Here is a 25,098-nt window from a genome sequence, read left to right as displayed (position 1 = left end):
CGACACATCGCGCATAAAGCATCCTGAAAGCATCCGCGACGACCGGCGTTGTTGCATAATGCGGTTCGCCCGTCCCGGGTGTCCTTCGCACTCCGTCCTTTTTCGCGTTCTTGCGCACCTGCACCATGCCGTCGAGCTTCACCCGTCCCGCCGCCTTGCCGCCGGGGCGCCCGCGGTTCTGCCCTTCACGTGCCGCGGCAAAATGACGATGCCTCCCCGTTTGCCTTCCCGCGTGAGCCCCCAATTCTTCATCGCCACGGCCCTGCAGGCCGCCGCCGCGCTATGGCGTTTCGTGCGCGGCGTGCGGTTGCCGCAATCGCGCGCCGGGCGCGTCGCGCTCTCGCTCGCGGTCGTCTACTTCGTTTGGGGCTCGACGTATCTGGGCGTGAAGGTTGCGCTCGAATCGTTTCCGCCGCTGCTGCTCTCGGGCTTGCGCAATCTGCTCGCCGGGATCGGCTTGTTCGTCTTTGCCATGCGCCGGCGACCCGTCATGCCAACGCTCCTCGAAGTGCGCAACGCGGGCGTGGTGGGCACGCTGCTCGTGGGCCTGTCGAGCGGCATGCTCGCCTACGGCATGCGGACCGTGGGCACCGGCACGGCGGCCGTGATGGTCGCCACAGTGCCGCTCTTCGCCACCGTGATCTCGGCGGTGACCGGGCGGCGCGTGGCGAAGGCCGAATGGGCCGCGGTCGCGCTCGGCCTCGTCGGGATCGCGATACTGAGTCATGGCGGCGCTGCTTCGGGTTCGGCGGGCGGCAGCCTCGCGATTCTGTGTGGCGCGCTTTTTTGGGCGATCGGCGCGCATCTGGCGGGCAAGCTCAGGTTGCCTACCGATCTGTTCATCGCGACGGCGCTGCAAATCGGCCTCGGCGGCGCCATTTCGACCTCGGTCGCGTGGATTAGCGGCGAGCGCATGGGCGAGTTGCACGCTCTGCCGCTCGTGGCGTTCTTCTACCTGATGTTCATCGGCACGATGGCGGCCTATGTCGCGTATGGCTATCTGATCCGCAATACCAGCCCGCTCGTTGCGAGCAGTTGCATGTACGTGAATCCCGTTGTTGCTGTCGCGCTCGGCGCGCTGCTGCTCGGCGAGCCGGTCACGAGCAGCACCGTCGTCGCGACCGTGCTGATTCTCGGCAGCGTGGGTTTGTCGTTTCTCTTCGACGACCGTCGCCGGACCTCCTGAGTTCATCCTTTTCCGGCGATTCGCCTCGTGTCGTCGCGCCACATTTGCGCGCGCGGCCGCACCGCATGTGAGGTGCGGAGCGGCCGTGTCTTCATCTCTCACCAATCGATGCCAGACGCTATTACTTCGCCTTTTCCGCGGAGTTCGTGAGGGCGTGGCCGCCTGCGGAAACGTCCTCGCCGGCACCCGCCATCGTGTTGCAGGCCGAGAGCGCTGCCAGCGAAGCGGTAACGAGAAAGAGGGCAATCAGGCGTTTCATGAGGAAGTCCTCCACGGTGTCAAAGGAGCCGACTGTCCAGCACGTCGCGTGCCTGGTCCTTTGTGCCGCCATGTGCCTCCATGTATGCCCACGTCAGGTCCGCTGCTTGCGCTAGCACCGATGCAGGCGCGACATAGCGCAGCATATCCGCCCACAAGGAGGACTACGCCATGCTTCACTACGCCATCGTGTTTTTCATCATCGCGATCATCGCCGCTGTGTTCGGCTTCACCGGCATTGCCACGGGCGCGGCCGAGATCGCCAAGATCCTGTTCTACATCTTCCTCGTGGTCTTCGTGGTCACGCTGCTGCTAGGCGTGATGCGCGGATGACGCATGCAATGCACATGCAATGCAATCCGCTGCGCGCACCCCCGTTCATATGCCATGTTTGAAGGAGAGTCAGATGTCGAAGACACACGCTTCGTTCGAGTTCGATCTCAAACGCGTGCGCGATGAAGCGCGCCGCAATCTCGACCAGGGATCGGTCACGCCGGACTACCCGGCAAATCGCCAGACCGTGCTCAAGCTGCTCAACGATTCGCTCGCCACGGAACTCGTGTGCGTGCTGCGCTACAAGCGGCACCATTTCATGGCGAAGGGTATCGAGTCCGAGTCGGTGGCGGCCGAGTTTCTTCAGCACGCGAACGAGGAGCAGCAGCACGCCGACATGCTCGCGGCGCGCATCGTGCAACTCGGCGGCGAGCCCGACTTTTCGCCGTCGACGCTAGTCGGGCGCTCGCACTCGGAATACAAGGAAGGGGCCGGCCTGAAGGACATGATTCGCGAGAATCTGATCGCGGAGCGCATCGCGATCGAAAGCTATCGCGCGATCATCAACTATCTCGGCCACGACGACACGACCACGCGGCGCATCTTCGAGCAAATCCTCGCGACGGAAGAAGAACACGCCGACGACATGACCGACTTGCTGTACGCGCGCAAATAGCGCGCAGACTAGCCCTCAGGAAGAAGCCTCTGCGCCCGTGCCCGCGCGCGGGCGCGTTGCGTGGTGAATCCAGCCCGCGAGAGCCGTGAACGCGATGCCGGCCACGCACACGCCGATCCAGCCGAACGCGTGCCAGGCCGTCACGCCGACGGCGGACCCGGTCGCGCCGCCGATGAAGTAGCAGACCATGAACACCGTATTCACGCGGCTGCGCGCCTCGGGGCGCAGCGCGTAGATGCGCGACTGATTCGAGATCTGCGCGGCCTGCACGCCGACGTCGAGCACGATCACGCCGATCACGAGGCCGATCAGGCTCTTGCCCGAGAACGCGAAGATAACGAACGCGAGCGCCATCAGCACGATCGACATCGTGATGACCGCGCGCGGCCCGCGCTTGTCGGCCGAGCGGCCCGCCATGGGCGCGGCCAGCGCGCCCGCCGCGCCGACGATGCCGAAAAGCCCCGCCACCTGCGGCCCGAGATGGAACGGCTCGCCCGCGAGCAGCAGCGTGAGCACGGGCCAGAAGAGGCTGAACGCGGCGAAGAGGCAAGCACCCGTTGCCGACGCTTCGCGCAGGCCGGGCAGCTCCAGCACGAGATGCCACATCGAGCCGAGCAGCTTGCCGTAGCCGAGCTGCGAGGTGGGCTGGCTCTTTGGCAGTTTTTTCACGATCACGACCGCAAGCACGAGCAGCGCGACGATCGACGCCCCGAACACCGCACGCCAGCCGAAGTACTGTCCGACGAAGCCGGCCGCCGTACGCGCGAGCAGAATGCCGAGCAAGAGCCCGCTCATCACGGTGCCGACCGCGTGGCCGCGCGCCTCGGGCGGCGCGAGTTCGGCGGAAAACGGCACGGCCTGCTGCGCGATGGTGGCGAGGATGCCGATCGCGAGGCTCGCGCCGACCAGAACGGCAAGCGACGGCGCGGTGGCCGCGACGAGCAGGGCGACGCACAAGCCGGCCGTTTGCAGCAGGATGATGCGGCGGCGGTCGTAGCGGTCGCCGAGCGGCGCGAGCAGCAGCATGCCGGCTGCGTAGCCGAGCTGGGTGCCCGCCGGCACGGCGCCGATCCACGCCGCGCCGGCCGGAAAGCTCTGCCGGAAGTCGTCGAGCAGCGGCTGGTTGAAGTAGATGTTCGCGACCGTGACGCCCGCGATGGTCGCGAGCAGGAGCAGCAGGCCGCGCAGCGACTGGCCTTCGCCAGCGGTTGCGGAATCAGGTGTGGACATGAGCGAAATGCGGGTGGCGCCCGGTCAGACGGAAGACAAGCTTCGAGCGTGCCGATCATACCGGAGCGCGCGCAATCGCGCTGACGGCGCGGGAGCGCGCCGCCAGGCGTGCGCCTGGCGGCGCATTCAGCCGATCAGCTCGCCCGAGGGCTCGTAGAACGGATACGGGCCGTCGAACGTCTCGACGTACTCGTGGTGCGTCACGATCCCGCCGTTCGGGTCGTAACGATGCAGCGCAAAGGCGGGCGGCTCGAGCGTGAAGGTGGAGGGCGCACCGGGCGCGAGGTCGAGCGTGACCTGGTGAGCGGGCGCGGGCACGGCCGAGGCGATCGTGCCGCCGAAGCGCACGAACATGGGCCGGTGCACGTGACCGCACAGCACGCGCTCGACGTTGGGGTGCCGCGCGACGAGCGCTTCGAGCGCCTGCGCGGCGCGGTCGTCGAGGCGAATCGCATCCATGTGACCAATGCCGCAGTCGAACGGCGGGTGATGGAGCGCGACCACCACGGGCTTGCCGCGCGCCGCCTCGAGCTGCTGCGCGAGCCACGCAAGGCGCGCTTCGCAGAGCGTGCCCGCGCTTTGCCCAGGCTGCATGGAGTCGAGTGCGATCACGCGCAGCGCGCCGAGGTCCACCGCGTACTGGACGAACTCGCCGCCCTCGCGCAGTTCGGGCCGATCGGGAAACACTTCGCGCAGCGCTTCGCGCGCGTCGTGGTTGCCGATCAGGAGCCAGTACGGAATCTCGAGCGTGTCGAGCAGCGTTTTGAGGTGCCGGTATTCTTCGACCGAGCCCTGATCGACGAGGTCGCCGGTCATGAGCACCGCGTCCGGGCGCGGCGTGAGCGCGTTCAACCGCGCGATGGTGCGTGCAAGGCTCGCTGCCGTATCGACGCGGCGATAGGCGAGCGCGCCCGGTGGCTTGATGTGCAGGTCGCTGATCTGGGCGAGCAGCATGGTAGTCCTCGTTTTGTAAGATTTACGCAAGCGCAATGAGTGCTTCAGGGGCGATCGAGATGCCAACCGGCGTGCCGCGTGCCAGCTCGATGCGGCCCGCCACGTCGACGAGCAGGGCATCGGGCGCGGCGCCGCCGATGGTCAGGCGCGTGCGCTCGCCGAGAAAGGTCGCCTGTTCGATGACGCCGCGCAGTTGTGCGCCAACGGGGTCGGCGAGCGTGGCGTCTTCGGGGCGGAAATACAGTTCGGCGGCGCCGGTCGTTTGGGACGCGTTGGCCGGCACGGCGCCGCCGCTCGTGCGCAGCATGCCGCCTTGCCATTCTCCGGCGATCCGGTTCAGCGTGCCGACGAACTGCGCGACGGCACGGCTCGCAGGCTGGAAGTAGATCTCGCGCGGCGTGCCGATCTGCTCGATGCGGCCCGCGCTCATCACGACGATGCGGTCGCCCAGCTCCATCGCCTCGGCCTGATCGTGCGTGACGTAGACCGTCGTCACGCCCAGCTCGCGCAAGAGCGCGTTCATCTCACTGCGCAGGGTGTCGCGCAGCCGCGCATCGAGCGCGGTGAGCGGCTCGTCCAGCAGCAGCACACGCGGGCGCGGCGCCAGCGCGCGCGCGAGCGCCACGCGCTGGCGCTGGCCGCCCGAAAGCTGGCTGATGGGCTTGGCCGCGTGCGCTTCGAGACGCATCATCGCGAGCAGTTCGTCGACGCGTGCGCGCGCGTCGGCGGCGGGGACGCGCTGGATCTTCAAGCCATAGCCGATGTTGCCGCGCACATCGAGGTTCGGAAAGAGCGCGTAGTTCTGGAACACCATGCCGACCTTGCGCTGCTCGATAGGCTGCGCGGTCACGTCCTCGTCGCCGAAGGCGACATGGCCGCCGGCGTCGGGCGTTTCCAGACCCGCGATCATGCGCAGCGTGGTGGTCTTGCCGCAGCCCGAAGGGCCGAGCAGCACCAGCGTTTCGCCCGCGCCAATCGCGAGGTCGAGCGGTTCGAGCACGCGCGTGCCGCGAAACGTTTTCGCGCAGCGCGTGAGCGTAATCGGGATCGGTTCGAGTTTCATACGGAATCCTTGTCGTTCTTGTTCTGGCCCGCGAGACGCTGCTTGCCAGTTGGCTTCCCCGAGGAGCCAGGTACGTCCACGCCGAGCCATTGCATCGCCACGAGCAGCGGCATCGTCATGAGGAAGAAGAGGATCGTGTAGGCACTGCCGACTTCGATGCGCAGCGACGCGTAGGTGTCCGCGAGGCCCACTGGCAGCGTTTTGGTGTCGGGCGTGTGCAGCATCCACGTGAGGTTGAATTCGCCGATCGAGAGCGTAAGCACCGCGAGCGCACCGGCCACGATGCCGGGCCGCGCATTGGGCAGCACGATGGTCGTGAAGCGCTGCCAGAAGCACGCGCCGAGGCTCGCGGCGCCTTCTTCGAGCGTGCGCAGGTCAGCCGACGCGCACACGGCCGCCACGGGCCGCACCATGAACGGCAGCGTGAACACGACGTGGCCAACCACGATGAACGCCGCACTCATGCGAAACGTGCTGAAGCCGCCGTACACCACGAGCAGCGCAAGCGCCGAAGCGAGGCCGGGCAGGGCCACGGGCAGCACGAGCAACTCCTCGATGAAACGCGAGAGGCGCGTGCGGCTGCGCGCGAGCGCATAGCCCGCGGGCACGCCGGTCACGAGCGTGATGGCGAGCGTGGCGGCCGCCACTTCGAGCGAGAGGAATACGCTCGCGTGATACTGCGTCCAGACCTGATCGAGCCAGCGCAGCGTGAGGCCGCTCGCCACGCCGCGAAAATAGTTGACGGTGAGCCCCGCGACGATCGACATCACCACGGGCACGATGAGAAACGCGCACGTGGCGAGCGTGACGAGCCATTGCGCGCACGCAATCCACGTGCGCGCCGGGGGCAGCGCGACGCGCCGCCGCGCGGCAGGCGGCTGGCCCGGCGCTTCGTGCATGTCTTGCGCCGCCGAAGCTGCGGAATTGACCACCGAATTCATTCTGGAGTCCTCGAAAACCACAGCGTGCTCATGCCGTGGCCGCCACGGCGGCACCCGTCACGCTGCGCGCGAGCGTGAGCACCGCCCACGTGACGAGACCGAGCACGATGGACAGGCCCGCCGCCGTCACCATGTTGGCGTTGAGCGTGAACTCGGTGTAGATGGTCATCGGCAGAACGTCGATGTCGGTGGCGAGCGTGAACGCGGTGCCAAACGCACCCATCGCGGTCGCGAAACAGATCGCCCCTGCAGCGACGAGGCCAGGCGCGAGCGCAGGCAGGATCACGTCGCACAGCACGCGCCACGACGACGCGCCAAGCGAGCGCGCGGCTTCTTCGAGCGAGCCGTCGAGCTGGCTTGCGCAGGCCATCACGGTCACGATCACGCGCGGAATCGAAAAGTACAGGTAGCCCGCGAAGAGTCCCGCCATCGAGTAGGCGAAGACCCAGCGCTCGCCGGTGAGCCGCAGCGAAAGCGCGCCGATGAGTCCCTGGCGGCCTGCGAGCATGATGACCATGAAGCCGACCACCACGCCCGGAAACGCCAGCGGAAACGTGAGCAGCGCGACGAGCGCACGGCGTCCCGCGAACGTGCGCCTTGCGAGCAGAAGGCCGCAGATCGTGGAGATCACGAGCGTGGCCGCGGTGACGGCGGCCGAGAGCGCGATGGTCGCGGCGAGGCTTCTCATGTAGCGGCCATTCGTGAGCAGCGCGCGATAAGTCTCGATGAAGTGTCCGTCGGCGCTCACCTGCACGAGCGCGATCATCGGCAGCAGCCAGAAGGCGAGGAACACCGCGAGCGCGGGCGCGACGAGCGCCACGCGCCAGCGCAACGGAAAGGTGAGGTCATGCATGGAAGTGATTGGCCGGAGTCTCAGTGCATGATCTGCAGATAGCGCTCGCCAAACGTCTGCTGCTGCGCCGCCATCTTCGCGAAGTCCACTGGCTTTGCACGCGCGTAGTCGCTCGCTGGCAGGAACTTCGAAGCTGCTTCCGGCGAGAGCGCGCTCGCGCGCACCGGGCGCAGGTAGGCATTCGCCCAGAGCTTCTGGCCTTCGTCGGAGAGCACGAAGTCGAGCACCTTCTTGCCGTTCGCTTCGTGCGGCCCGTTCTTCACGAGGCTCATCACGTAGGGCACCGAAATCGTGCCTTCCTTCGGGATGACGAATTCGACGTTCGCGTGGTCCTTGTATTTCGCGCGGTAGGCGTCGAAGTCGTAGTCGAGCAGGATGGGAATTTCACCCGAGAGCACGCGTGCGTACGCGGTCTGCTTCGGCACGATCGGCTGGTTGGCCTTGAGCTTGCCGAACCATTCGAAGGCGGGCTGGAAGTTGTCGAGCGTGCCGCCCAGCGCGAGATTCACGGCCACTGCGCCCGCATAGCCCACGAAGGCGCTCGACGGATCGAGGTAGCCGACCATGCCCTTGTACTCGGGCTTGAGGAGATCGGCCCACGAGCGCGGGACCGGCTTGCCTTCAAGCGCATCCTTGTTGACGAAGAAGCCGAGCGTGCCCGAGTGGATGGCGAACCAGTAACCTTGCGGGTCCTTCAGGTCAGCAGGAATGTCGCTCCAGTGCGCGGGCTTGTACGGCGTGATCACGCCCTTGTCCTTCGCCTGGAATGCCGACGACACGCCGAGGTAGACGACATCGGCGACCGGGCTTTTCTGCTCGGCCATCAGTTGTGCGATGGATTGTCCGGAGTTCTTGTTGTCGAACGGCACGCGAATGCCGGTCTCTTTCTGGATCGCCTGGATCTGGCTTGCCCAGTCGGCCCATTCGGGCGGGCAGTTGTAGCAGATCGCGGTTTCATCGGCCTGTGCCGTGAGCGGCGCGGCAAGACCGGCTACGAGGGCGGCGGCGGATGCGGCGAGGGGCAGCGCATGCGAGAGGTGAGTCAAGCGCCGCAACGGCGCAGCTAGCGTGCGTAGGGCAGCGCGCACGGGTACAAGCGAAAGCGGGCCGGCAAAGGCGAGTCGGCGGGTCACGGCAGGTCTCCAGGTCGGTTGCGAGAGCGTACTGGTGGATGAGGGCCGCGTGCGTGCACGGCCCGGATTGTTCAGGTTGTTCGGTGTGTTACTAAGGCCTGCTGATGGTTCTGCAAAAGCGCCTCACGAAAGCGCGCCGCCGAGTTCGAGGTTGCGATCGATCGCAACCCCGCGCGCGCCGAGCGGCGCGTGGGCGATCGCCGCGATGGTGCCGCCCGCGCGCAACGTGTGCGGCAGCGTATTGGCGAGCGCTCCCGCGTACTGGCCGCCGATGCGCGCCATCAGGCATTGCCACGCTTCGCGGCCAATGTCGCGGTTCGGCGTGCCGATGCTCGCGAGCGGCGGCGCGAGCAGTTCGCTCATCGCGAGGCCGTCGAAGCCGAGAATCGACATGTCCTGTGGCACGCGCAGGCGTGCGCGGCGCAGCCCGCGCATGACGACCATGGCGAGCAGGTCGTTGCTGCAGAAGAGGGCCGTGGGGCGCGCGGGCCCGCTCGTCAAATGTGCGAGCACCGAAGGCGCGAGCTCTTGCGCATTGAAATCGATTTCAAGGGCCGGCGCAGGCGTGAGGCCGGCTTGCTGCATCGCGAGGGCATAGCCGGCATGACGCTGGCGCGCGCGGTCGGAGGCGGCCAGCGTGCCGGCCAGCATGAGGATGCGGCGATGGCCGTGCGCGATGAGCATGCGCACGCCGTCGCAGGCGGCCTGGTGATTGTCGACCGATACCGAGGGGCGGCGCTTCGTGTCGTTGTGCATCAGCACGTAAAGTGGGCCGTCGGCGTCGAGTTCGTCGAGCAACGGGTGCGTGTCGGCGTCGGCGACGGTCAGGATCAGGCCTTCGACACGTTGCGCGCGCAACGTCTCGATCGCGTGGCGCTCGCGATCGGCGTCGTACTGCGTGGTCATCAGCATGAGGCGAAAGCCCTGCGCGCAGGCAAGCTCGTCGATGCCTTGCAGGCACTCCGCGAACACCGGATTGGCGAGCGTGGGCAGCACCACGCCGATGAGCCGCGTGCGCTCGCCGCGCAACTGGCGGCCGAGCGGGTTCGGGCGGAACTTCAGCGCGTCGATGGCTTCGCGCACCCGCGCGAGCGTGATGGGGTTGACGGTGTGCGGTGCATTGATCGCACGCGACACCGTGGCGATCGAGAATCCGGCGTGTGCGGCGACATCCTTGATGGTTGGTGTCATGCGAGCGGCCCCGGCGTCGTTGTAAACGTTTTCGATGGGGCCGATTATGAAAAATGCGTATGACCGGCAGATGACGGACGTGCTAGCCGGTCGTGGCTTTGGGGCATGCGCCGCACAATGGTAGAATCGCGTCCGCCCTGCCGGGGTGATGAAATTGGTAAACATAGCGGACTTAAAAAACGATTGAGTGCCCGACCGGAAACGGCCGGTGCAGAACCCCTCAAATTCGGCGAACCCCCTGGGCCATCAAGCGCGTTGCGCGCGAGGCGCCGAGGCAACGCCGAGCCAAGCCGGCTGCTGCGCAAAGCGGCGGTCAGGAAGGTGTAGAGACTAGACGGGGGGCGCCTAAGGCGCGCGCGGCGTGACACACGCGGCGCTTCGCGACGGCGAAGGCATAGTCCAGCGCACGAACGCGCGTCCGTACAGGCACGCGTGGCGTCGAAAGACGTGGTGTGACGAAAATCCGCCGCCTAACGGCTTGCCGGTTCGAGTCCGGTCCCCGGCACCAGATGTTGTTCCAGCGCAATCCGCTGGAATCCGGAAACCCGCGATAGCGTCAGCCTTCGCGGGTTTTTTATTTGCACGGCTCAATCCGTGCGGACGCACAAAGGGGAGTGGTTACGGCGAAGGGATGAACAGAAGGGAGGCGGGCAAAAAGCTCACTGCAGCCGCGCAAGATGGCGGCGCGAGAATCAGTCGGGCGCTGCGCCGCAACAAGGCCCTTGCGCACTCAACGATTGCCGATCTTCCCGGTGATGGGATTGATCAACCTTGCGAACCCGAACAATGCCGCAATGCCGAAGGGGCAGGCGACGAAGAATGCGGTCAACATGACTCGGCCCTAAACGTAACAAAATGTATCGTCAGTTTAGCCCGGTCATGCGGTTTGGGTATCAGGGTGAACGACAACAAACTATTGCGCTATCGCAAGGAATTGAGTCCTCAACGCTGGGGGAAACGGGCTGTAACGCCCGTCTGGCGCGGGTAGGCGAAAAGACTGTGCGGATCGCATCAGATGCAGTCGAAGATTACCTCTACTGTCTGTGACGTCACACCGCGCAAGCCTTCGCTATGGATCTCGACCGTGTGTAGCTGCTTCTTCTGCTTTTCGCAGTAGTCCTCGGCTTCGCTGAGCCCGACGGCGCGCACGTGATTCCACGAAACCAGATCCCAGCGCGCGCGGCTCGTGACGGTGAGATGGCCATCCTGTCTCGAATTGACGGCAGTCACCGATGTGCACGCCGTCAGCATGCTGATTACAAACAACAGGACGTAACCTTTCATAGATTCTCCGTGGTCCGCGAGCATTCTCGCCGCCAACCCGGGGCATTGGCAACCCAAAGCAATGCGCTTCGGCTCCGCTTCGGCTCGTTAGGGTTGCTTGATGCAGTGGAACGCTGCCGTGCCGTAGGGCACTGTCACGACAGCTTGGCCGCGCAACTCGGGCTCCGAATCGATCAGTGCGCGCAGTTCGGCTTCGATGCGGGCCTGCTCTTCGGGCGGCAAGGCCGCAATGAAACTCGTGGACTTCACCCGCGCGACGATCACGTCCTCTGGCGAACCAGTGTGGCCTTGCACGAAGCGCTGCTCGTGCAGCGGCCCGAATCCGGCAAACGGGAAGGCGTTGCGCCACTGGCCCGTGTAGTAGCGCGGCGTGTCGTCTTCGGCGCGGTTGACGATGGCGTCGAGCCGCGCGACCCATTCGACGCTCGCGTCGCGCAGGTTCCAGATCAGGCCGAGGCGGCCGCCGGGTTTGAGCACACGCAGCATTTCGGCGAGCGAGGCCGCGTTGGCGAACCAGTGGAAAGCCTGCGCACACACGATCGCGTCGACGCTGGCGTCACCGAGCGGGAGCGAGGCTGCCGTACCCGCACGGGTGTCGACTGCGGGTAACGCGGCGGCAAGCTTCGCCCGCATGGCGGCTACGGGCTCGACGGCGATCACGTGGGAGCCGGTTTCCAGCAAGCGTCGAGTGAATTTGCCAGTGCCGGCGCCCAGATCGACGACTGTCGCGCCGGGGCCAAGGCTGAGCGTGTCGCGCAACCAGGCGTTGACTTCGGGCGGGTAATCGGGGCGGCCGCGCACGTAGTGGTCAGCTGCGGCGGGCGTGTAGCCCTGTTCAGCCGAGTGGTGTACGGCGTTGGGCGGGTTGCTCATGAGCGCGCTCCGGCGGTGGGTCCGCGAGCGAGCATAGCACTGTGTGCGGCGCCGTCGAACGGCGCCCGCGCCGCGCAACGCGCCCGGATGGGCGCGCGGCGCAAGGCAATCAGTCGTGGGCGATCAGGTCGCCGACTTGACCCTGGCCCGACACGAGACAGGAAGAGAGGAAGTTTTCGCTCTGGCTGTTCGCGCCGCGCTCGCCGAATCCGCGCACGAGCGCTTCGGCCTTGACGAGTGCGGAGCCCTGGGCGCAGGTCAGCGAGCCAGCCTCGTGAGCCTGCACACGTGTCATGGCCCGATTCGCGAGGAGGAGTGCGAGGACGATGACAACACCAACATTGAATGCTTGTCTCATGATTTCGTCTCCTTGTGCATTCAGACTATCTCAGCCGTTCGGCGTCCGAATCCAGGAGTTTCCCGGCGATGCACTGCAGCACATGTGGCGCATAAAAACGCGCTTTCATGCGGTCTGCGTAATGCTTCGGCCTCCTTCGCTTGGCGCTTTCGAGCCGCTGCGCCTTGAGTAGCGTGGCACGGCAAAAAAGCGCTCAAACGCAGGGCCGGGCGCTGCGTCGCAACAATGTCGCGACGCGTCAGATTCGACGTCTGCTAACAAATGTAGCTCCGTTGTGCGCAGAGCTGGACGTGGCACATCGACACGGTGTGTTTTTGCACAACGCGCCGCCGGAAAACCACCATGCGGCACTGTTTTTCCGCCCGCTGCAAGCGTGGAAAGGCGGAAACACCATGCACGGGCCGCGGCATGACGCCCGACCCCGCTACGCCCGGCTGTCTTGAAATACGGCGGGGCTTCCTGCAAGATCGACGCCCGATCCCTTTTTTCCTGTGCGAGGTGAACCCATGCAGTTGATCGGCATGATGGACTCCCCCTATGTGCGTCGCGTCGCGATTTCGCTTCATGTGCTCGGCCTGCCGTTCGAGCACCGCAGCATTTCGGTTTTTAGGCAGTACGACGAATTTGCCCAGATCAATCCCGTCGTGAAGGCCCCCACCTTTATCGACGACGACGGCTCGCAGCTGATCGACTCGACGCTGATCCTCGACTACCTGGACCACAAGGTGCCCGCCGCGCAGCGGCTCATGCCGGAGGAGACCCAGGAGCGGACTTTTGCACTGCGCGTGAACGGTTTCGCGCTCGCGGCCATGGAAAAGACGGTGCAGCAGGTCTACGAGCGCGAATTGCGTCCCGCCGAGCGCCAGCACGAGCCTTGGTTCGAGCGCGTGAACGCCCAGATGCATGCGGCGTGGGCCGTGCTCGACCAGCTCGTTGCGGGCCGCGACGGCTGGCTGTGCGCGGGCCGTATCACGCAAGCCGACATCACCGCGGCCGTTGCGTGGCGTTTCAACCAGTACATCCTGCCTGGCTGCGCCGATCCCGCCCGATATCCGGCGATTGCCGCGCTTTCCGCGCGCGCTGAGACGTTGCCGGCGTTCGTGGCCACCCCCCTCGACTGAAGCACGCCCGCGCCAGCCGGGCCTCGCGCAAAGCACCGTGTGGCGGGGCGAGGAGCAACACCGCACCCGATGCCTCCGCCAGTCTTTCGATTGTTTGCGATTTTCGACAAGTGACTTCGCGGACGGCCCATTTATCAGCGCACGCTGCATTCCTAGAATGACAACCATCGAATGACCCTGCGTCAGGAGGACGCGGGGCATGCAGCGGGAGCGGTCATGAAATCCTTTATCGAACGACAGTTGTATCAGCCAGCGTTGGTTCTACCGATGGTGGACCTGATGCAGCTGATGGTGTCGGTCGACTTCAACTTGGGGCAAGTCGGGCTGATGGTGGCAACGCGCGGCGCGCGCGCCGCGTTCCAGCGCTCGCGCGAACTGTGGAGCGCGGGTCATGGGGAAGGTGCGCCCGCCGATTGCGTGCACTGATCGCACGTGCACTGAATTTGCCTGACTTTAACGACGGAATCTCCAATCGCCTATTCATCGAACGCCTGACGCAAACGCGCACTGACGTTCGCCGATCCCCCTGACGCGCAGCGGCTTCGCCCGTTTGCTGTTGTGACGTCACCCTGTGAGCCGCCTCGACGTGTGAGGCGGCTCTTTTTTTGCGCGATCGTCGTCCTTCGCGATGCGCGCCGATACCGACCCGATTTGCTGAATCACACTGGCGGCGGTGGCCGTTCGTCGCGCGTAAGATGGCGCGATCTGCCGCGCGTTCACGGCGCGCGGCCAGTCGGCTCAGGCGCAATTCGCGGTTCAACTTGCGGCTCAACTCGGGTCAACGGCAAAGGAGGGCGGCATGGCACAGCGTTTCGATGCGATCGTGATCGGCACGGGGCAGAGCGGGCCGCCGCTCGCCGTGCGGCTTGGCAAAAGCGGCCGCAAGACGGCGGTGATCGAGCGCGCGTCGTTCGGCGGGACCTGCGTGAACGTGGGCTGCACGCCGACCAAGGCGTATGTCGCTTGCGCGCGTGCCGCGCACGTGGTGCGCCATGCGGCAGATTTCGGTGTGCAACCCGGAAAGGGCGCGCAGCCGGGCGACGTTCGCGTCGATCTCGCGTTCGTGAAGGCGCGCAAGGAGCGCATCATCGCGGCGTCGCGCGATGGCGTCGAAAGCTGGCTGCGCCATACGCCGAACGTCACCGTGTTTACGGGGCACGCGCGCTTCGCGGGCGCGCATGCGGTGCGCGTCGCTGCGCGCGACGGTACGCAGATCGATCTCGAAGCGCCCGAGATCTTCATCAACACGGGCACGCGCGCGCAAATTCCCGCCATTCCCGGCCTCGAGACGATCCGCTACGAAACCAATTCGACGCTGCTCGCGCTCGAGCAACTGCCCGCGCATCTGGCGATCTGCGGCGGCAGCTACGTGGCGCTTGAATTCGCGCAGATGTTTCGCCGCTTCGGCAGCCTCGTGACGGTGCTCGTGCGCGGGCAACGCGTGCTCGCTCGCGAGGACGACGATTTCTCGCGCGCCGTACAGGACGTGCTTGCGCGCGAAGGCGTGGAATTTCGCTTCGGCGCCGAACCGCGCAGCGTCTCGCCGCTCGAAGGCGAGGCGGGCGTGCGCATCGCGCTCGACAGCGGCCCGCTCGACGTTTCGCATCTGCTCTTTGCGACCGGGCGCCTGCCGAATACCGACGATCTGGGGCTCGACGCCGCTGGCATCGAGCGCGACGCGCACGGGCTCATCGCCGTGGATGGTCAATTGCGTACGCGCGTTGAGGGCATCTGGGCATTGGGGGACGTGAACGGTCGTGGCGCGTTCACGCACACGTCATACGACGATTTCCAGATCGTCGCGGCGAATCTGCTGGACGGCAAATCGCGCAGCGCCGACACACGCATTTCCGCTTACGCCGTGTACGTCGATCCGCCGCTTGCGCGCGTTGGCATGAGCGAGCGCGACGTGCGCGAGCGCGGCAAACCCGCGCTGATCGCGACGATGCCGATGTCGCGCGTGGGCCGCGCGCGCGAACGCGGCGAGACCGACGGCTTCATGAAGGCGCTGGTGGATCCGCAAACGCAACGCATTCTCGGCGCGGCGATATTCGGCATCGAGGGCGACGAGGCAATCCACACGTTCGTCGACACGATGACGGCCGACGCGCCCTACACGACGCTGCAATACGCGATGCACGTGCACCCGACTGTGAGCGAACTGGTGCCCACGTTGCTCGACGGCCTGAAACCGCTTGAATGAGCGCTTCTGCATGAACGAACCGAACAGCGCCGCGTTTGGCAACCTCTTTGCAGGCATCAACCCGGACGCCACTGAAGAGCGCTTCGATACGCTCGTTTCGCGCGACGGGGTGCTGATCGAACGCATCGTCTCCACAGGCCAGGCGAGCCCGCCAGGATTTTGGTACGACGATGCGCGCGAAGAGTGGGTGGCGCTCCTCGTCGGCGCGGCGACGCTGGAATTCGAAGATGCGGCGCAGCCGCCGCGACGCCTGCTGCCCGGCGACTACGTGCATATTCCGGCGCACTGCCGCCATCGCGTGTCGTGGACCGATCCGAGCGTGCCGAGCGTATGGCTCGCGGTGTATATCGGCGCGGCGCAAGGTGAAGGCGACAGCGAGGCGTGAGCGCGGCGATAATCGGCACTATTGAACCGATACGCAATGTCATGCCCACGAACTATCCCCTGCGCGTCGCTCTGGTTTCCGACACGCACAATCTCGTGCGTCCCGAGTTGCTCGCCTTCGTCGAGGGCGCGGATGCCATCGTGCACGCGGGCGACATCTGCGATCAGCGCGTGCTCGACACGCTCGCGGCCATCGCGCCGCTCACTGTCGTGCGCGGCAACAACGATCATGGCGCGTGGGCCGAGGCGTTACCCGTGCAGATCGTCGTCGAGCTTGGCGGTGTTCGACTTGCGGTGGTCCACGAACTGCCGGATCTGCACGGCGATCCTGCCGGCGAAGGGATTGCCGTTGTGGTGAGCGGGCATTCGCACAAGCCTGCGCTGGAAACGCGCGAGGGCGTGCTGTACGTGAATCCCGGCAGCGCGGGGCCGCGCCGCTTCAAGCTGCCCATCTCGGCGGCGATGCTGACGATCGGGAAGGACGGCGCGTTGCACGTCGAACACGTCAATCTCGTGGAATAACGAAACGAGCGCGCAAGAAAAAAGGCCAGCGCGAGGCTGGCCTTTTTTGCGTTTCAGCGGTGCCGTATCAGGCGCGCACGGCGTTGCCGACAGCGTACTCCTCGTCGAGTTCGCGTGCGAGACGCACGCCGCGCAGTACGGCATGCGCTTCTGCCTTGGTGCTCACGCTCGGCGCCGAGCCCGGCAGCGGTCGGCGCGCCGTTTCATGCAGCGCCAGCACCGAGATGATGCCGATCACCGCCGCGCCCATCAGGTAGTAGGCGGGCATCATGAGGTTCTGCGTGTGCTCGACGAGCCAGGCTGCCACGAGCGGCGTCGTCCCGCCGAACAGCGACACCGACACGTTGAAGCCGATGGCGAGCGCGCCGTAACGGATCGCGGTCGGGAACAGCGCCGGCAGTGCCGAGGGCATCACGCCCGTGAAGCACGAGAGCAGCGCGCCGAGAATCAGGAGGCCGAAGAACACCGGCACGAGCTCGCCCGTCTGGATCAGCGTGAGCGACGGGATCGACAGCAGGATCAGGCCCACGCAGCCCGCGAGCATGACCGGCTTGCGGCCCACGGCGTCGGAGAGGCGGCCGAACGCGAGCGTCATCGGCATCATGAGGACCATCACGATCAGCACGAGGAACAGGCCGTGCGTTTCGTTGAAGTGCAGCGTGGCCGAAAGATAGCTCGGCAGATACGACAGCGCCATGTAGTCGGTCACGTTGAAGATCAGCACGAGACCCACGCACAGCAGGAAGGGGCGCAGATGCTGCGTGAGCAGCGAGTGCAGCGTGAGCTTCGGGCGCGCGTGCTCTTCGGCTTCGCGCAGTTCCGCTTCGCGCTTGAACGCGGGCGTTTCTTCGAGCTTCGTGCGGATATACAGACCCACGAGGCCGAGCGGACCCGCGATCATGAACGGCACGCGCCAGCCCCAGTCGAGCAGTTGCTGGTGCGAGAGCATGGCGGTCAGCACCGCAACCGTGCCCGCGCCGAACACATAGCCGATCAGCGTGCCGAATTCGAGGAAGCTGCCCATGAAGCCACGGCGCTTGTCGGTGGCGAATTCGGCGATGAAGGTCGCAGCGCCCCCGTATTCGCCGCCGGTCGAGAAGCCCTGCACGAGGCGCGCCACCAGCAGCAGCGCGGGCGCTGCAATGCCGATCGAGTGATACGAGGGAATCAGGCCGATGGCAAAGGTGCCGCAGGCCATCATGATCATCGTCATCGCGAGCACGCGCTGGCGGCCGATGCGGTCGCCGAGCGGCCCGAACACCATGCCGCCGATCGGGCGCACGAGGAACGCGGCCGCGAACGTGCCGAACGTGGCGATGAGCTGTGCCGAGGGGCTGCTCGACGGGAAGAACACCTGGCCGAGCGTGACGGCGATGTAGCTGTACACGCCGAAGTCGAACCATTCCATGGCGTTGCCGAGCGCCATGGCGCCGACGGCGCGTTTGAGGAGGCTTTTGTCGACGATCGTGATGTCGTCGAGGGTAAGGTCGGTCTGGGCCGACGAGCCGGAAGTGGAAGCGGTCAAGGTCTGCATCTCCAATGACTGCGACGAGCCCCACGCGAGCCCGCCACGGTTGCCGGAGAGTGCCGTTTCGCGATAGCGGCGACATTTCGCGCACGGCGCGCCGCATGTCGTCAGGGACGAGGGCGGGCCGATGACGCATCGCACAAGGCGAGCGGCGCACGAAAGCAATGCTGAGGTGTCGCGAAACGACACTCGGACGAATTGTGTTTAACGTAGCGCCTGCGTGGCCGTGGAAGGGGGGCAGGGCGCATGAGGACGCTGGACCGGCATGAGGTGCACGGTAAAGCGCCGCTGAAACGAAAAAGAAGCCCGCGTGGCGGAGCGTTCCTTTTGTCATCTGCGCATTCGGATTAACGGCGTTTTTGGGCGCCTTCCAGAATGCAATTGATGGCTAATGCCTGTTGAACGAAGCGTTATGATAGCACGATAACGGAAGATCGCGCAAACGCCCGCAACTGCGGGGATTGGGGCGCGGGCTGGAAGCCCCGTGTGGCGGGGGATTGGGCGCGATTCGATGGAACCGTTTCCGCCGTCTGGAAAGCGCATGAAGCGCATAAAAAAACCGCGCCGGGGGCGCGGTTTTTACGGGGATTGGCGCGGCGTTTTTCGTCTGTCAGGGACAGATCTCACCGTGCAACGGAAGGGTGTTTAGCCTTCGGTCGGCGGCACGTAGCCCGACGCCTGGTCGGCGCCTTCGCCGAAGAAGAACTTCTCCGTCTGCTTCATCAGGTACTGACGCGCACGCGGATCGGCCATGTTCAGGCGGTTTTCGTTGATCAGCATGGTCTGCTGCTTGAGCCATTGCTGCCACGCCTCCTTCGAGACGCTTTCGTAGATGCGTTTGCCGAGTTCGCCCGGCAGCGGGGGAAAGTCGAGTCCCTCGGCTTCCTTGCCGAGCTTCGCGCATTGGATCATACGGGCCATGCTGTGCTTCTCCTTAGTCGTATGTGTGGGGTGGCGGCGCGCCCTGTCTGCGGACGGTGCAGACGGGAACGTTCAGAGCTGTTTCATCAGCACGAGCGACTTGCGCTGCCAGTTATAGAGGCGGCGGCGGTCTTCGGGCAGGTCGTCCACCGTGGCCTTGACGAAGCCGCGCTTCAGGAACCAGTGTTCGGTGCGCGTCGTGAGCACGAAAATGCGCGTGAGGCCGCGTGCCCGCGCGCGTTGCTCGATACGGCGCAGGAGTCGCTCGCCATCGCCGGAGCCCTGGGCTTCGGGCGAGACCGTGAGGCACGCCATCTCGCCGATGCGCTCCTGCGAATACGCGTACAGCGCCGCGCAGCCAAAGAGCACGCCGTCGTGCTCGATCACCGAGAAATGGTCGATGTCGCGCTCGATCTGGTGACGCCCGCGACGCACGAGCGTGCCGTCGGTTTCGAGCGGCTCGATCAGCGTGAGAATGCCGCCGACGTCGTCGGGGGTCGCTTCGCGCAGGCTTTCCAGGTTCTCGTACGAGATCATGGTGCCCACGCCGTCGTGCAGGAACAGTTCGAGCAGCAAGCCGCCGTCGAGCACGTAGGGAATGATGTGCGCGCGGCCCACGCCGCCGCGGCAGGCGCGAATGGAGTGCTTCAGATAGAAGCCCTCGTCGCCGAGCACGGTGCCGCCTTCCTGCAGCTTGTAGGCGTCGTCGAGCGACATTTCGCGGATCAGCTCGCCTTCCTCGTTGATCAGGCCCTGCGTCTCCGTGAGGAAAATGATCTTGTCGGCGCGCAACGCGATGGCCGCCGCCGAGGCGACGTCTTCCATCGACAGGTTGAACGCCTCGCCCGTGGGCGAAAAGCCGAGCGGCGAGAGCAGCACGAGCTTGCGGCTCGCGAGCGAGTGGCGGATCGAATCGGCGTCGATCTTGCGCACGACACCCGTGTGCTGGAAGTCCACGCCGTCGAGAATGCCGACCGGACGCGCCGTCACGAAGTTGCCCGACACCACGCTGATGTGCGCGTGCGCCATGGGCGTATTCGGCAGACCCTGGCTGATCGCGGCCTCGATGTCGAGACGCACTTCACCGGCCGCTTCCTTCGCCGATTCGAGCGCGCGGGCATTGGTGATGCGCATGCCGTGCGAGAACTCGGACTCGACGCCGTGCAGGCTCATCTGCTCTTCGACCTGCGGGCGCGAACCGTGCACGAGCACGATCTGGATGCCCATGGCCTGCAGGAGAGCGATGTCGGCAACGAGCGCGTTGAGCAGATTCTGGTGCACGACCTCGCCGCCGAAACCGACGACGAATGTCTTGCCCTGGAACGCGTGGATGTAGGGTGCGACCGATCGCATCCAATCCACGAATTGCGCGTGCTGCGCCATGATCTGCGAGTCGGAATCCGCAGCGGCGGCGGAGGCCGGCGCGCTGGCGGTGGCGGGGACGAGGTCGGTTTGGGAATTCATGCCCGGGATTATAATGCGCCCCCATGTCGAATGTACCCAAAAGACCTGCCTCGGCGCAGGGCAGCAACACCCCGGCCGGGCAGGAAACGGCGCAGGACGGCGCGAAAGCGAAAAGCGCGTCGCAGAAGTATGGCGACGGGGAAAAGCTCGCGTCGTCGGACAAGCTTGCCACGCTCATGGGCGGCGGCGTGCTGGGCGGCGCACGCGTGCAGGACAAGCGTGCGGCACCGCCCGCGCCGACGCAGTCCGCGAGTCCCAAGGACGCGCCAGGCGGGCATGGCGAAACACGCAAGCCCGAGCAACCTCGCGAAGCGCGAAATGTTTCTCAGCCAGCGGCGGCGCAGCCGGCGCGCAGGGAGCCAAATCGCGCAGCGCAAAGCGAACAACGCGTGCAGCAGGGTGAGGCACGCGCGCCGCGCAAGCCAGACGCGCAGCGTGATGCCCGGGCGCAAACGCAACGCGCACCGCGCGACGCTACGGATAACGCATCGCAGAAGCCGTCGCGCAATGCCCCGCGTGATCCTTCCCAGCAGCAAAAGCCGACGCAACATCAACCGCACCGCGCGCCACGGCCGCAAGCTGTACGCGAACGCGATCCCTCCGCGCAGCAGCGCGCCGCGCGCACTGGCAACGAAACGGCCGTAACGAATGAAACGGCCGAAGCGGCCGCAGCGAACGAACGCAAGCCGCGCAGCGAGCGCCCGGCGCGTGCTCCGCGCGCCAACGTCGAGCCGAACAAGGTCCCGCCCATCACGTTCCCCGAAGCGCTGCCGGTTTCAGGCCGTCGCGAGGAAATCGCGCGTGCGATTGCGCAGAATCAGGTCGTGATCGTGAGCGGTGAAACGGGCTCAGGCAAGACCACGCAGTTGCCGAAAATCGCGCTCGCTTTGGGCCGCGGCCTCGGCGCGGGCGGCACGGGTCTGATCGGCCATACGCAGCCGCGGCGGATCGCGGCTTCGGCCACGGCGCGCCGTATTGCCGACGAACTCAATACGCCATTCGGCGAGGTGGTCGGCTACAAGGTGCGCTTCACCGACAATCTCTCGCCGGGCGCCTCGGTCAAGCTCATGACCGACGGCATTCTGCTCGCGGAGACGCAAACCGATCCGCTGCTCAAGGCCTACGACACGATCATCATCGACGAGGCGCACGAGCGCAGTCTCAACATCGACTTTCTGCTCGGCTATCTGAAGGAGATCCTGCCGCGCCGGCCCGACCTCAAGCTGATCGTGACCTCGGCGACGATCGACGCCGATCGCTTCGCGCGCCACTTCGGCAGCGAGGAAAAGCCTGCGCCGGTGATCGAGGTGAGCGGGCGGCTGTACCCCGTCGAGGTGCGCTACCGGCCGGTGCAGGAGGACAGCCCGGCGGTGAAGAATGCGCAGGGCACGACGGGCCGCGAGCGCAGTGAAAAGGGCGCGAAGTCGCAGCGAGACAGCGATCGCGACCTCATGGAAGCGATCGTCGACGCCGTCGATGAACTCTGCCGCGAAGGCTCGGGCGACGTGCTCGTATTCCTGCCCGGCGAGCGCGAAATTCGCGACGCAGCGGAAGCGCTGCGCAAGCACCATCCGCCGCACACGGAAATCTTGCCGCTTTTCGCACGCCTTTCCGCGCAGGAGCAGGAGCGCGTGTTCAAGCCTTCGAACGCGCGCCGCATCGTGCTTGCGACCAACGTGGCCGAAACCTCGCTCACGGTGCCAGGTATCCGCTACGTGGTCGATACCGGCCTCGCGCGCGTGAAACGTTATTCGTACCGCAACAAGGTCGAGCAACTGCAGATCGAATCGATCTCGCAGGCGGCCGCGAACCAGCGCGCGGGCCGTTGCGGTCGCGTAGCCGACGGCATCTGCATCCGGCTTTACGAGGAATCGGATTTCATCGCGCGGCCGCGATTCTCCGATCCGGAAATCCTGCGCTCGTCGCTTGCCGCCGTGATTCTGCGCATGAAGTCGCTGCATCTCACGGCGATCGAGACGTTCCCGTTCATCGAGCCGCCGCCGGGCCGCGCGATCGCCGACGGCTATCAGTTGCTCAACGAGCTGGGCGCAGTCGACGACGACAACGCGCTCACGCCGCTTGGCCGCGAACTCGCGCGCCTGCCGCTCGACCCGCGCGTGGGCCGCATGATTCTCGGCGCGCGCGACGAGCAGGCGCTGCGCGAGGTGCTCATCATCGCGAGCGCGCTTTCGGTGCAGGACCCGCGCGACCGGCCGATCGAGGCGCAAGAGCAAGCCGATCAGGCGCATCGCCGTTTCGCCGACGAGCGCTCCGAGTTTCTCCAGTGGCTCAAGATCTGGGCCTGGTTCGAAGAGGCCGTCGCGCACAAGAAGTCCAACCGGCAATTGCTGGATGCGTGCCGCGCGAACTTCCTTTCGCACTTGCGTCTGCGCGAATGGCGCGATGTGCATTCACAATTGCTGACGGTGGTGCGCGAGCATGGCTGGCGGATCAACGAAGCCGACGCGACCTACGAGCAGATCCATCACGCGCTGCTCACGGGCCTGCTCGGCAACATCGGCCTGAAGGCCGACGACGAGCCGCACTACCTCGGTGCGCGTAGCATCAAGTTCCACTTGTGGCCGGGCTCTGCGCTCGTGAAGAAGGCGGGGCGCTGGGTGGTGGCGGCGGAACTCGTCGAAACGAGCCGCCTCTACGCGCGCTGCATCGCGAAGATCGAGCCCGAGTGGCTCGAGAAGGTGGGCGCGCATTTGCTGAAGAAGTCGCTTTCCGAGCCGCATTGGGAAAAACGCGCGGCGCAGGTGAGCGCGTTCGAGCGCGGGGTGCTGTATGGCCTGCCGGTGTACCAGCGCCGGCGCGTGGCGTTCGGCAAGCAGGACCCGGCGCGTGCGCGTGAACTCTTCATTCGCGGCGCGCTGGTGGAAGGCGAATTCGACACGAAACTCGCGTTCTTCGCGCATAACCGCAAGCTGCTTGCCGATATCGAGCAGCTGGAACACAAGTCGCGCCGCCAGGACGTGCTCGTCGACGACGAATTGATCTACGGCTTCTACGATCAGGCGATACCTGAGGGCATTTACTCGGGCGCGGCGTTCGAGCGCTGGTATCGCGACGAGGTGAGGAAGGGCGGCCAGCCCGAGGACAAGCTGCGTCTGTTGTACCTCTCTCGCGACGACCTGATGCGTCACGAAGCGGCCGGCGTGACGACCGATCTGTTCCCGAAGCGCATGACGATGTCGGGCGTGGCGATGGCGCTCACGTATCACTTCGAGCCGGGCTCGCCGCGCGACGGCGTGACGCTCGCGGTGCCGCTCTACGCGCTCAACCAGGTCGATGCGCGCCGCTGCGAATGGCTCGTGCCGGGCATGCTCAAGGAGAAGGCGCAACTGCTGCTGAAGTCGCTGCCGCAGAAGCTGCGCCGGCATTGCGTGCCGTTGCCCGAGTACGCGGCTGGCTTTGCCGAGCGTGTGGGCGGCGAGCGCTTCGGCGCGGGCGGTCTGCTGGAGGCGCTGATCGCCGACGTGCGCGAGCAGAAGCAGGTCGCGCTGAAATCCGCCGACTTCAAGCTGGAAACGCTGGCCGCCCACCTTTTCATGAACTTTAAGGTGATCGACGAGCACGGTCGCCAGCTCGCGATGGGCCGCAACCTCGCGCAACTGCGCGCTGAACTTGGTGCGCAGGCACAGCAGCAATTCCAGAAGCTCGCGAGCGCAACGGCGCTGGCTGCGCTGGAAACGCACGCGCAGGGCGGGGATGTCGCGCAGATCGCCCAGGCCGAACGCGGGGCGAGCGCCAACGCGCCGCAAAAGAGCAACGTGCCGCACACGAGCGCGCCGGGAGATGCCGCGCCCGCCACCGCGCTCTACGAAAACCTCACGACGTGGAATTTCGGCAAGCTGCCCGAGCTGCTGGAAATCCGCCGCGGCGGACAGACGCTGTTCGGCTATCCGGCGCTCGTCGATCGTGGCACGCATTGCGATGTCGAAGTGTTCGATTCGCCGGAGGAGGCCGCGCGGATTCATCGCGCGGGGCTGCGTCGATTGTTCGCGCTGCAGCTGCGTGAGCCGATCCGCTACCTGGAGAAAAATCTGCCGGGCCTGCGCGAGATGGCGATGCAGTTCATGGCGCGCGCCACGCAGGAGGAGCTGCGCGACCAGTTGGTCGAACTCGCGCTCGACCGCGCCTGCCTGCAAGATCCGCTGCCCGACGACGACGCGAGTTTCCACGCGCGCAAGGACGAAGGCCGCGGACGTCTGTCGCTGCTCGCGCAGGAAATTGCCCGGCTCGTGGGCCAGATCCTCGCCGAGTATGCGTCGCTCGCGAAGAAGCTCGTGCAGGCCAAGGCGTTCGGTGCGCCCGCAGCGGACATGCAGGCGCAGGTCGACGCGCTCATCAGCAAGCGCTTCATTCTGGAAACGCCCTATGCGCAGCTCGTGCATTTCCCGCGCTACTTGAAGGGCGTCGCGCTGCGCATCGACAAGCTGCGTGCCGACCCCGCACGCGACGCGCGCCAGGCCGCCGAGTTTCAGCCGCTCGCGCAGCAGTATCAGCGCGCGCTCTCGCAGCGCGGCGGCGTTTTCGATCCGCGTCTCTCGGAGTTCCGCTGGCTGCTCGAGGAGCTGCGCATCTCGCTCTTCGCCCAGGAGTTGCGCACGCCGATGCCGGTTTCCGTGAAGCGTCTGTACAAGGTTTGGGAATCGATGCAGCGATAAGCCGCACCT

At 65.9% G+C, this 25,098-nt stretch carries 24 protein-coding genes; 10 read left to right on the top strand and 14 right to left on the bottom strand.

Features of this window, described 5'->3' with window-relative positions; all coding sequences use genetic code 11:
• Window positions 1–202: 202 nt before the first annotated feature.
• Window positions 203–1,186 (top strand): EamA family transporter, encoded by a 984-nt coding sequence (locus U5A52_RS12840; RefSeq protein ID WP_321934933.1) that lies wholly within the window; start codon window positions 203–205, stop codon window positions 1,184–1,186.
• A 121-nt stretch (window positions 1,187–1,307) separates the two neighbouring features.
• Here U5A52_RS12840 and U5A52_RS12835 read toward each other — a convergent pair whose 3' ends face one another.
• Entirely contained in the window at window positions 1,308–1,445 is a 138-nt protein-coding gene (locus U5A52_RS12835) for an entericidin A/B family lipoprotein (RefSeq protein ID WP_042264962.1), read from the bottom strand.
• 170 nt (window positions 1,446–1,615) lie between these two features.
• Here U5A52_RS12835 and U5A52_RS12830 point away from each other — a divergent pair, with 170 nt between their 5' ends.
• Window positions 1,616–1,777, top strand: coding sequence for a DUF1328 family protein (locus U5A52_RS12830; protein WP_321934932.1), 162 nt, complete (start codon window positions 1,616–1,618; stop codon window positions 1,775–1,777).
• A gap of 73 nt (window positions 1,778–1,850) precedes the next feature.
• Window positions 1,851–2,393 (top strand): ferritin-like domain-containing protein, encoded by a 543-nt coding sequence (locus U5A52_RS12825; RefSeq protein ID WP_321934931.1) that lies wholly within the window; start codon window positions 1,851–1,853, stop codon window positions 2,391–2,393.
• Between the two features lie 15 nt (window positions 2,394–2,408).
• Here the strand turns inward: U5A52_RS12825 and U5A52_RS12820 are convergent, their stop codons facing one another.
• The 7 genes from U5A52_RS12820 to U5A52_RS12790 all read right to left on the bottom strand — a co-directional run bounded on the left by U5A52_RS12820 (window position 2,409) and on the right by U5A52_RS12790 (window position 9,758).
• On the bottom strand, window positions 2,409–3,623 hold the full coding sequence (locus U5A52_RS12820) for an MFS transporter (protein WP_321934930.1): 1,215 nt from the start codon (window positions 3,621–3,623) through the stop codon (window positions 2,409–2,411).
• Window positions 3,624–3,749: 126 nt separating this feature from the next.
• Entirely contained in the window at window positions 3,750–4,577 is an 828-nt protein-coding gene (locus U5A52_RS12815; RefSeq protein ID WP_321934929.1) for a phosphodiesterase, read from the bottom strand.
• Between the two features lie 22 nt (window positions 4,578–4,599).
• Window positions 4,600–5,640 carry an ABC transporter ATP-binding protein gene (locus tag U5A52_RS12810; RefSeq protein WP_321934928.1) on the bottom strand — a complete coding sequence of 347 codons (1,041 nt, stop codon included), beginning with the start codon at window positions 5,638–5,640 and terminating at the stop codon, window positions 4,600–4,602.
• Window positions 5,637–6,581 (bottom strand): ABC transporter permease, encoded by a 945-nt coding sequence (locus U5A52_RS12805; protein ID WP_415773820.1) that lies wholly within the window; start codon window positions 6,579–6,581, stop codon window positions 5,637–5,639. The genes U5A52_RS12810 and U5A52_RS12805 overlap by 4 nt, the downstream gene beginning before the upstream one ends.
• Before the next feature lie 28 nt (window positions 6,582–6,609).
• Window positions 6,610–7,434, bottom strand: a complete 825-nt coding sequence (locus U5A52_RS12800) for an ABC transporter permease (protein ID WP_321909035.1) — start codon at window positions 7,432–7,434, stop codon at window positions 6,610–6,612.
• Window positions 7,435–7,454: 20 nt separating this feature from the next.
• The gene (locus U5A52_RS12795) at window positions 7,455–8,489 is read right to left on the bottom strand and encodes an ABC transporter substrate-binding protein (protein WP_415765204.1); all 1,035 of its coding nucleotides are present in this window, start codon (window positions 8,487–8,489) and stop codon (window positions 7,455–7,457) included.
• Between the two features lie 201 nt (window positions 8,490–8,690).
• A complete protein-coding gene (locus U5A52_RS12790; RefSeq protein ID WP_321909033.1) occupies window positions 8,691–9,758 on the bottom strand; it encodes a LacI family DNA-binding transcriptional regulator in 1,068 nt (355 codons plus the stop codon).
• A 631-nt stretch (window positions 9,759–10,389) separates the two neighbouring features.
• On the opposite strand from U5A52_RS12790, the gene U5A52_RS12785 reads away from it, so the two are divergent.
• Window positions 10,390–10,746, top strand: coding sequence for a hypothetical protein (locus U5A52_RS12785; RefSeq protein WP_321909032.1), 357 nt, complete (start codon window positions 10,390–10,392; stop codon window positions 10,744–10,746).
• 23 nt (window positions 10,747–10,769) lie between these two features.
• Here U5A52_RS12785 and U5A52_RS12780 read toward each other — a convergent pair whose 3' ends face one another.
• The 3 genes from U5A52_RS12780 to U5A52_RS12770 form a co-directional block, all read right to left on the bottom strand.
• Window positions 10,770–11,042: a hypothetical protein gene (locus tag U5A52_RS12780; RefSeq protein ID WP_321909031.1), complete on the bottom strand. Its 273-nt coding sequence runs from the start codon at window positions 11,040–11,042 to the stop codon at window positions 10,770–10,772.
• A gap of 87 nt (window positions 11,043–11,129) precedes the next feature.
• The gene (locus U5A52_RS12775; protein ID WP_321934927.1) at window positions 11,130–11,915 is read right to left on the bottom strand and encodes a class I SAM-dependent methyltransferase; all 786 of its coding nucleotides are present in this window, start codon (window positions 11,913–11,915) and stop codon (window positions 11,130–11,132) included.
• Between the two features lie 109 nt (window positions 11,916–12,024).
• The gene (locus U5A52_RS12770) at window positions 12,025–12,273 is read right to left on the bottom strand and encodes a hypothetical protein (RefSeq protein WP_321909028.1); all 249 of its coding nucleotides are present in this window, start codon (window positions 12,271–12,273) and stop codon (window positions 12,025–12,027) included.
• A 506-nt stretch (window positions 12,274–12,779) separates the two neighbouring features.
• On the opposite strand from U5A52_RS12770, the gene U5A52_RS12765 reads away from it, so the two are divergent.
• The 5 genes from U5A52_RS12765 to U5A52_RS12745 all read left to right on the top strand — a co-directional run bounded on the left by U5A52_RS12765 (window position 12,780) and on the right by U5A52_RS12745 (window position 16,503).
• Complete coding sequence (locus U5A52_RS12765; protein ID WP_321934926.1) at window positions 12,780–13,394, top strand: glutathione S-transferase; 615 nt, start codon at window positions 12,780–12,782, stop codon at window positions 13,392–13,394.
• 216 nt (window positions 13,395–13,610) lie between these two features.
• Complete coding sequence (locus U5A52_RS12760; RefSeq protein ID WP_321909207.1) at window positions 13,611–13,820, top strand: hypothetical protein; 210 nt, start codon at window positions 13,611–13,613, stop codon at window positions 13,818–13,820.
• Between the two features lie 373 nt (window positions 13,821–14,193).
• Window positions 14,194–15,597, top strand: coding sequence for an FAD-containing oxidoreductase (locus tag U5A52_RS12755; protein WP_321934925.1), 1,404 nt, complete (start codon window positions 14,194–14,196; stop codon window positions 15,595–15,597).
• Window positions 15,598–15,607: 10 nt separating this feature from the next.
• Window positions 15,608–15,982, top strand: a complete 375-nt coding sequence (locus U5A52_RS12750) for a cupin domain-containing protein (protein ID WP_321934924.1) — start codon at window positions 15,608–15,610, stop codon at window positions 15,980–15,982.
• Between the two features lie 41 nt (window positions 15,983–16,023).
• Complete coding sequence (locus U5A52_RS12745; protein WP_321909023.1) at window positions 16,024–16,503, top strand: metallophosphoesterase family protein; 480 nt, start codon at window positions 16,024–16,026, stop codon at window positions 16,501–16,503.
• A 67-nt stretch (window positions 16,504–16,570) separates the two neighbouring features.
• On the opposite strand, the gene proP is transcribed toward U5A52_RS12745, so the two are convergent.
• The 3 genes from proP to argA form a co-directional block, all read right to left on the bottom strand.
• Entirely contained in the window at window positions 16,571–18,028 is a 1,458-nt protein-coding gene (gene proP / locus U5A52_RS12740; protein ID WP_321909022.1) for a glycine betaine/L-proline transporter ProP, read from the bottom strand.
• Window positions 18,029–18,676: 648 nt separating this feature from the next.
• Entirely contained in the window at window positions 18,677–18,952 is a 276-nt protein-coding gene (locus U5A52_RS12735; RefSeq protein ID WP_069268157.1) for an oxidative damage protection protein, read from the bottom strand.
• Window positions 18,953–19,024: 72 nt separating this feature from the next.
• On the bottom strand, window positions 19,025–20,416 hold the full coding sequence (argA, locus tag U5A52_RS12730) for an amino-acid N-acetyltransferase (RefSeq protein ID WP_321909020.1): 1,392 nt from the start codon (window positions 20,414–20,416) through the stop codon (window positions 19,025–19,027).
• A gap of 23 nt (window positions 20,417–20,439) precedes the next feature.
• Between argA and hrpA the strand changes: the two genes are divergently transcribed.
• Window positions 20,440–25,089, top strand: coding sequence for an ATP-dependent RNA helicase HrpA (gene hrpA / locus U5A52_RS12725; RefSeq protein WP_321934923.1), 4,650 nt, complete (start codon window positions 20,440–20,442; stop codon window positions 25,087–25,089).
• The last annotated feature ends 9 nt before the right edge of the window (window positions 25,090–25,098 follow it).

The sequence above is a fragment of the Paraburkholderia sp. J8-2 genome (assembly GCF_905220195.1).
In the GTDB taxonomy this organism is placed as follows: domain Bacteria; phylum Pseudomonadota; class Gammaproteobacteria; order Burkholderiales; family Burkholderiaceae; genus Paraburkholderia.
The sequence above is the reverse complement of the archived record's forward strand: the minus strand, read 5'-3'. Positions and strand labels throughout refer to the sequence as shown.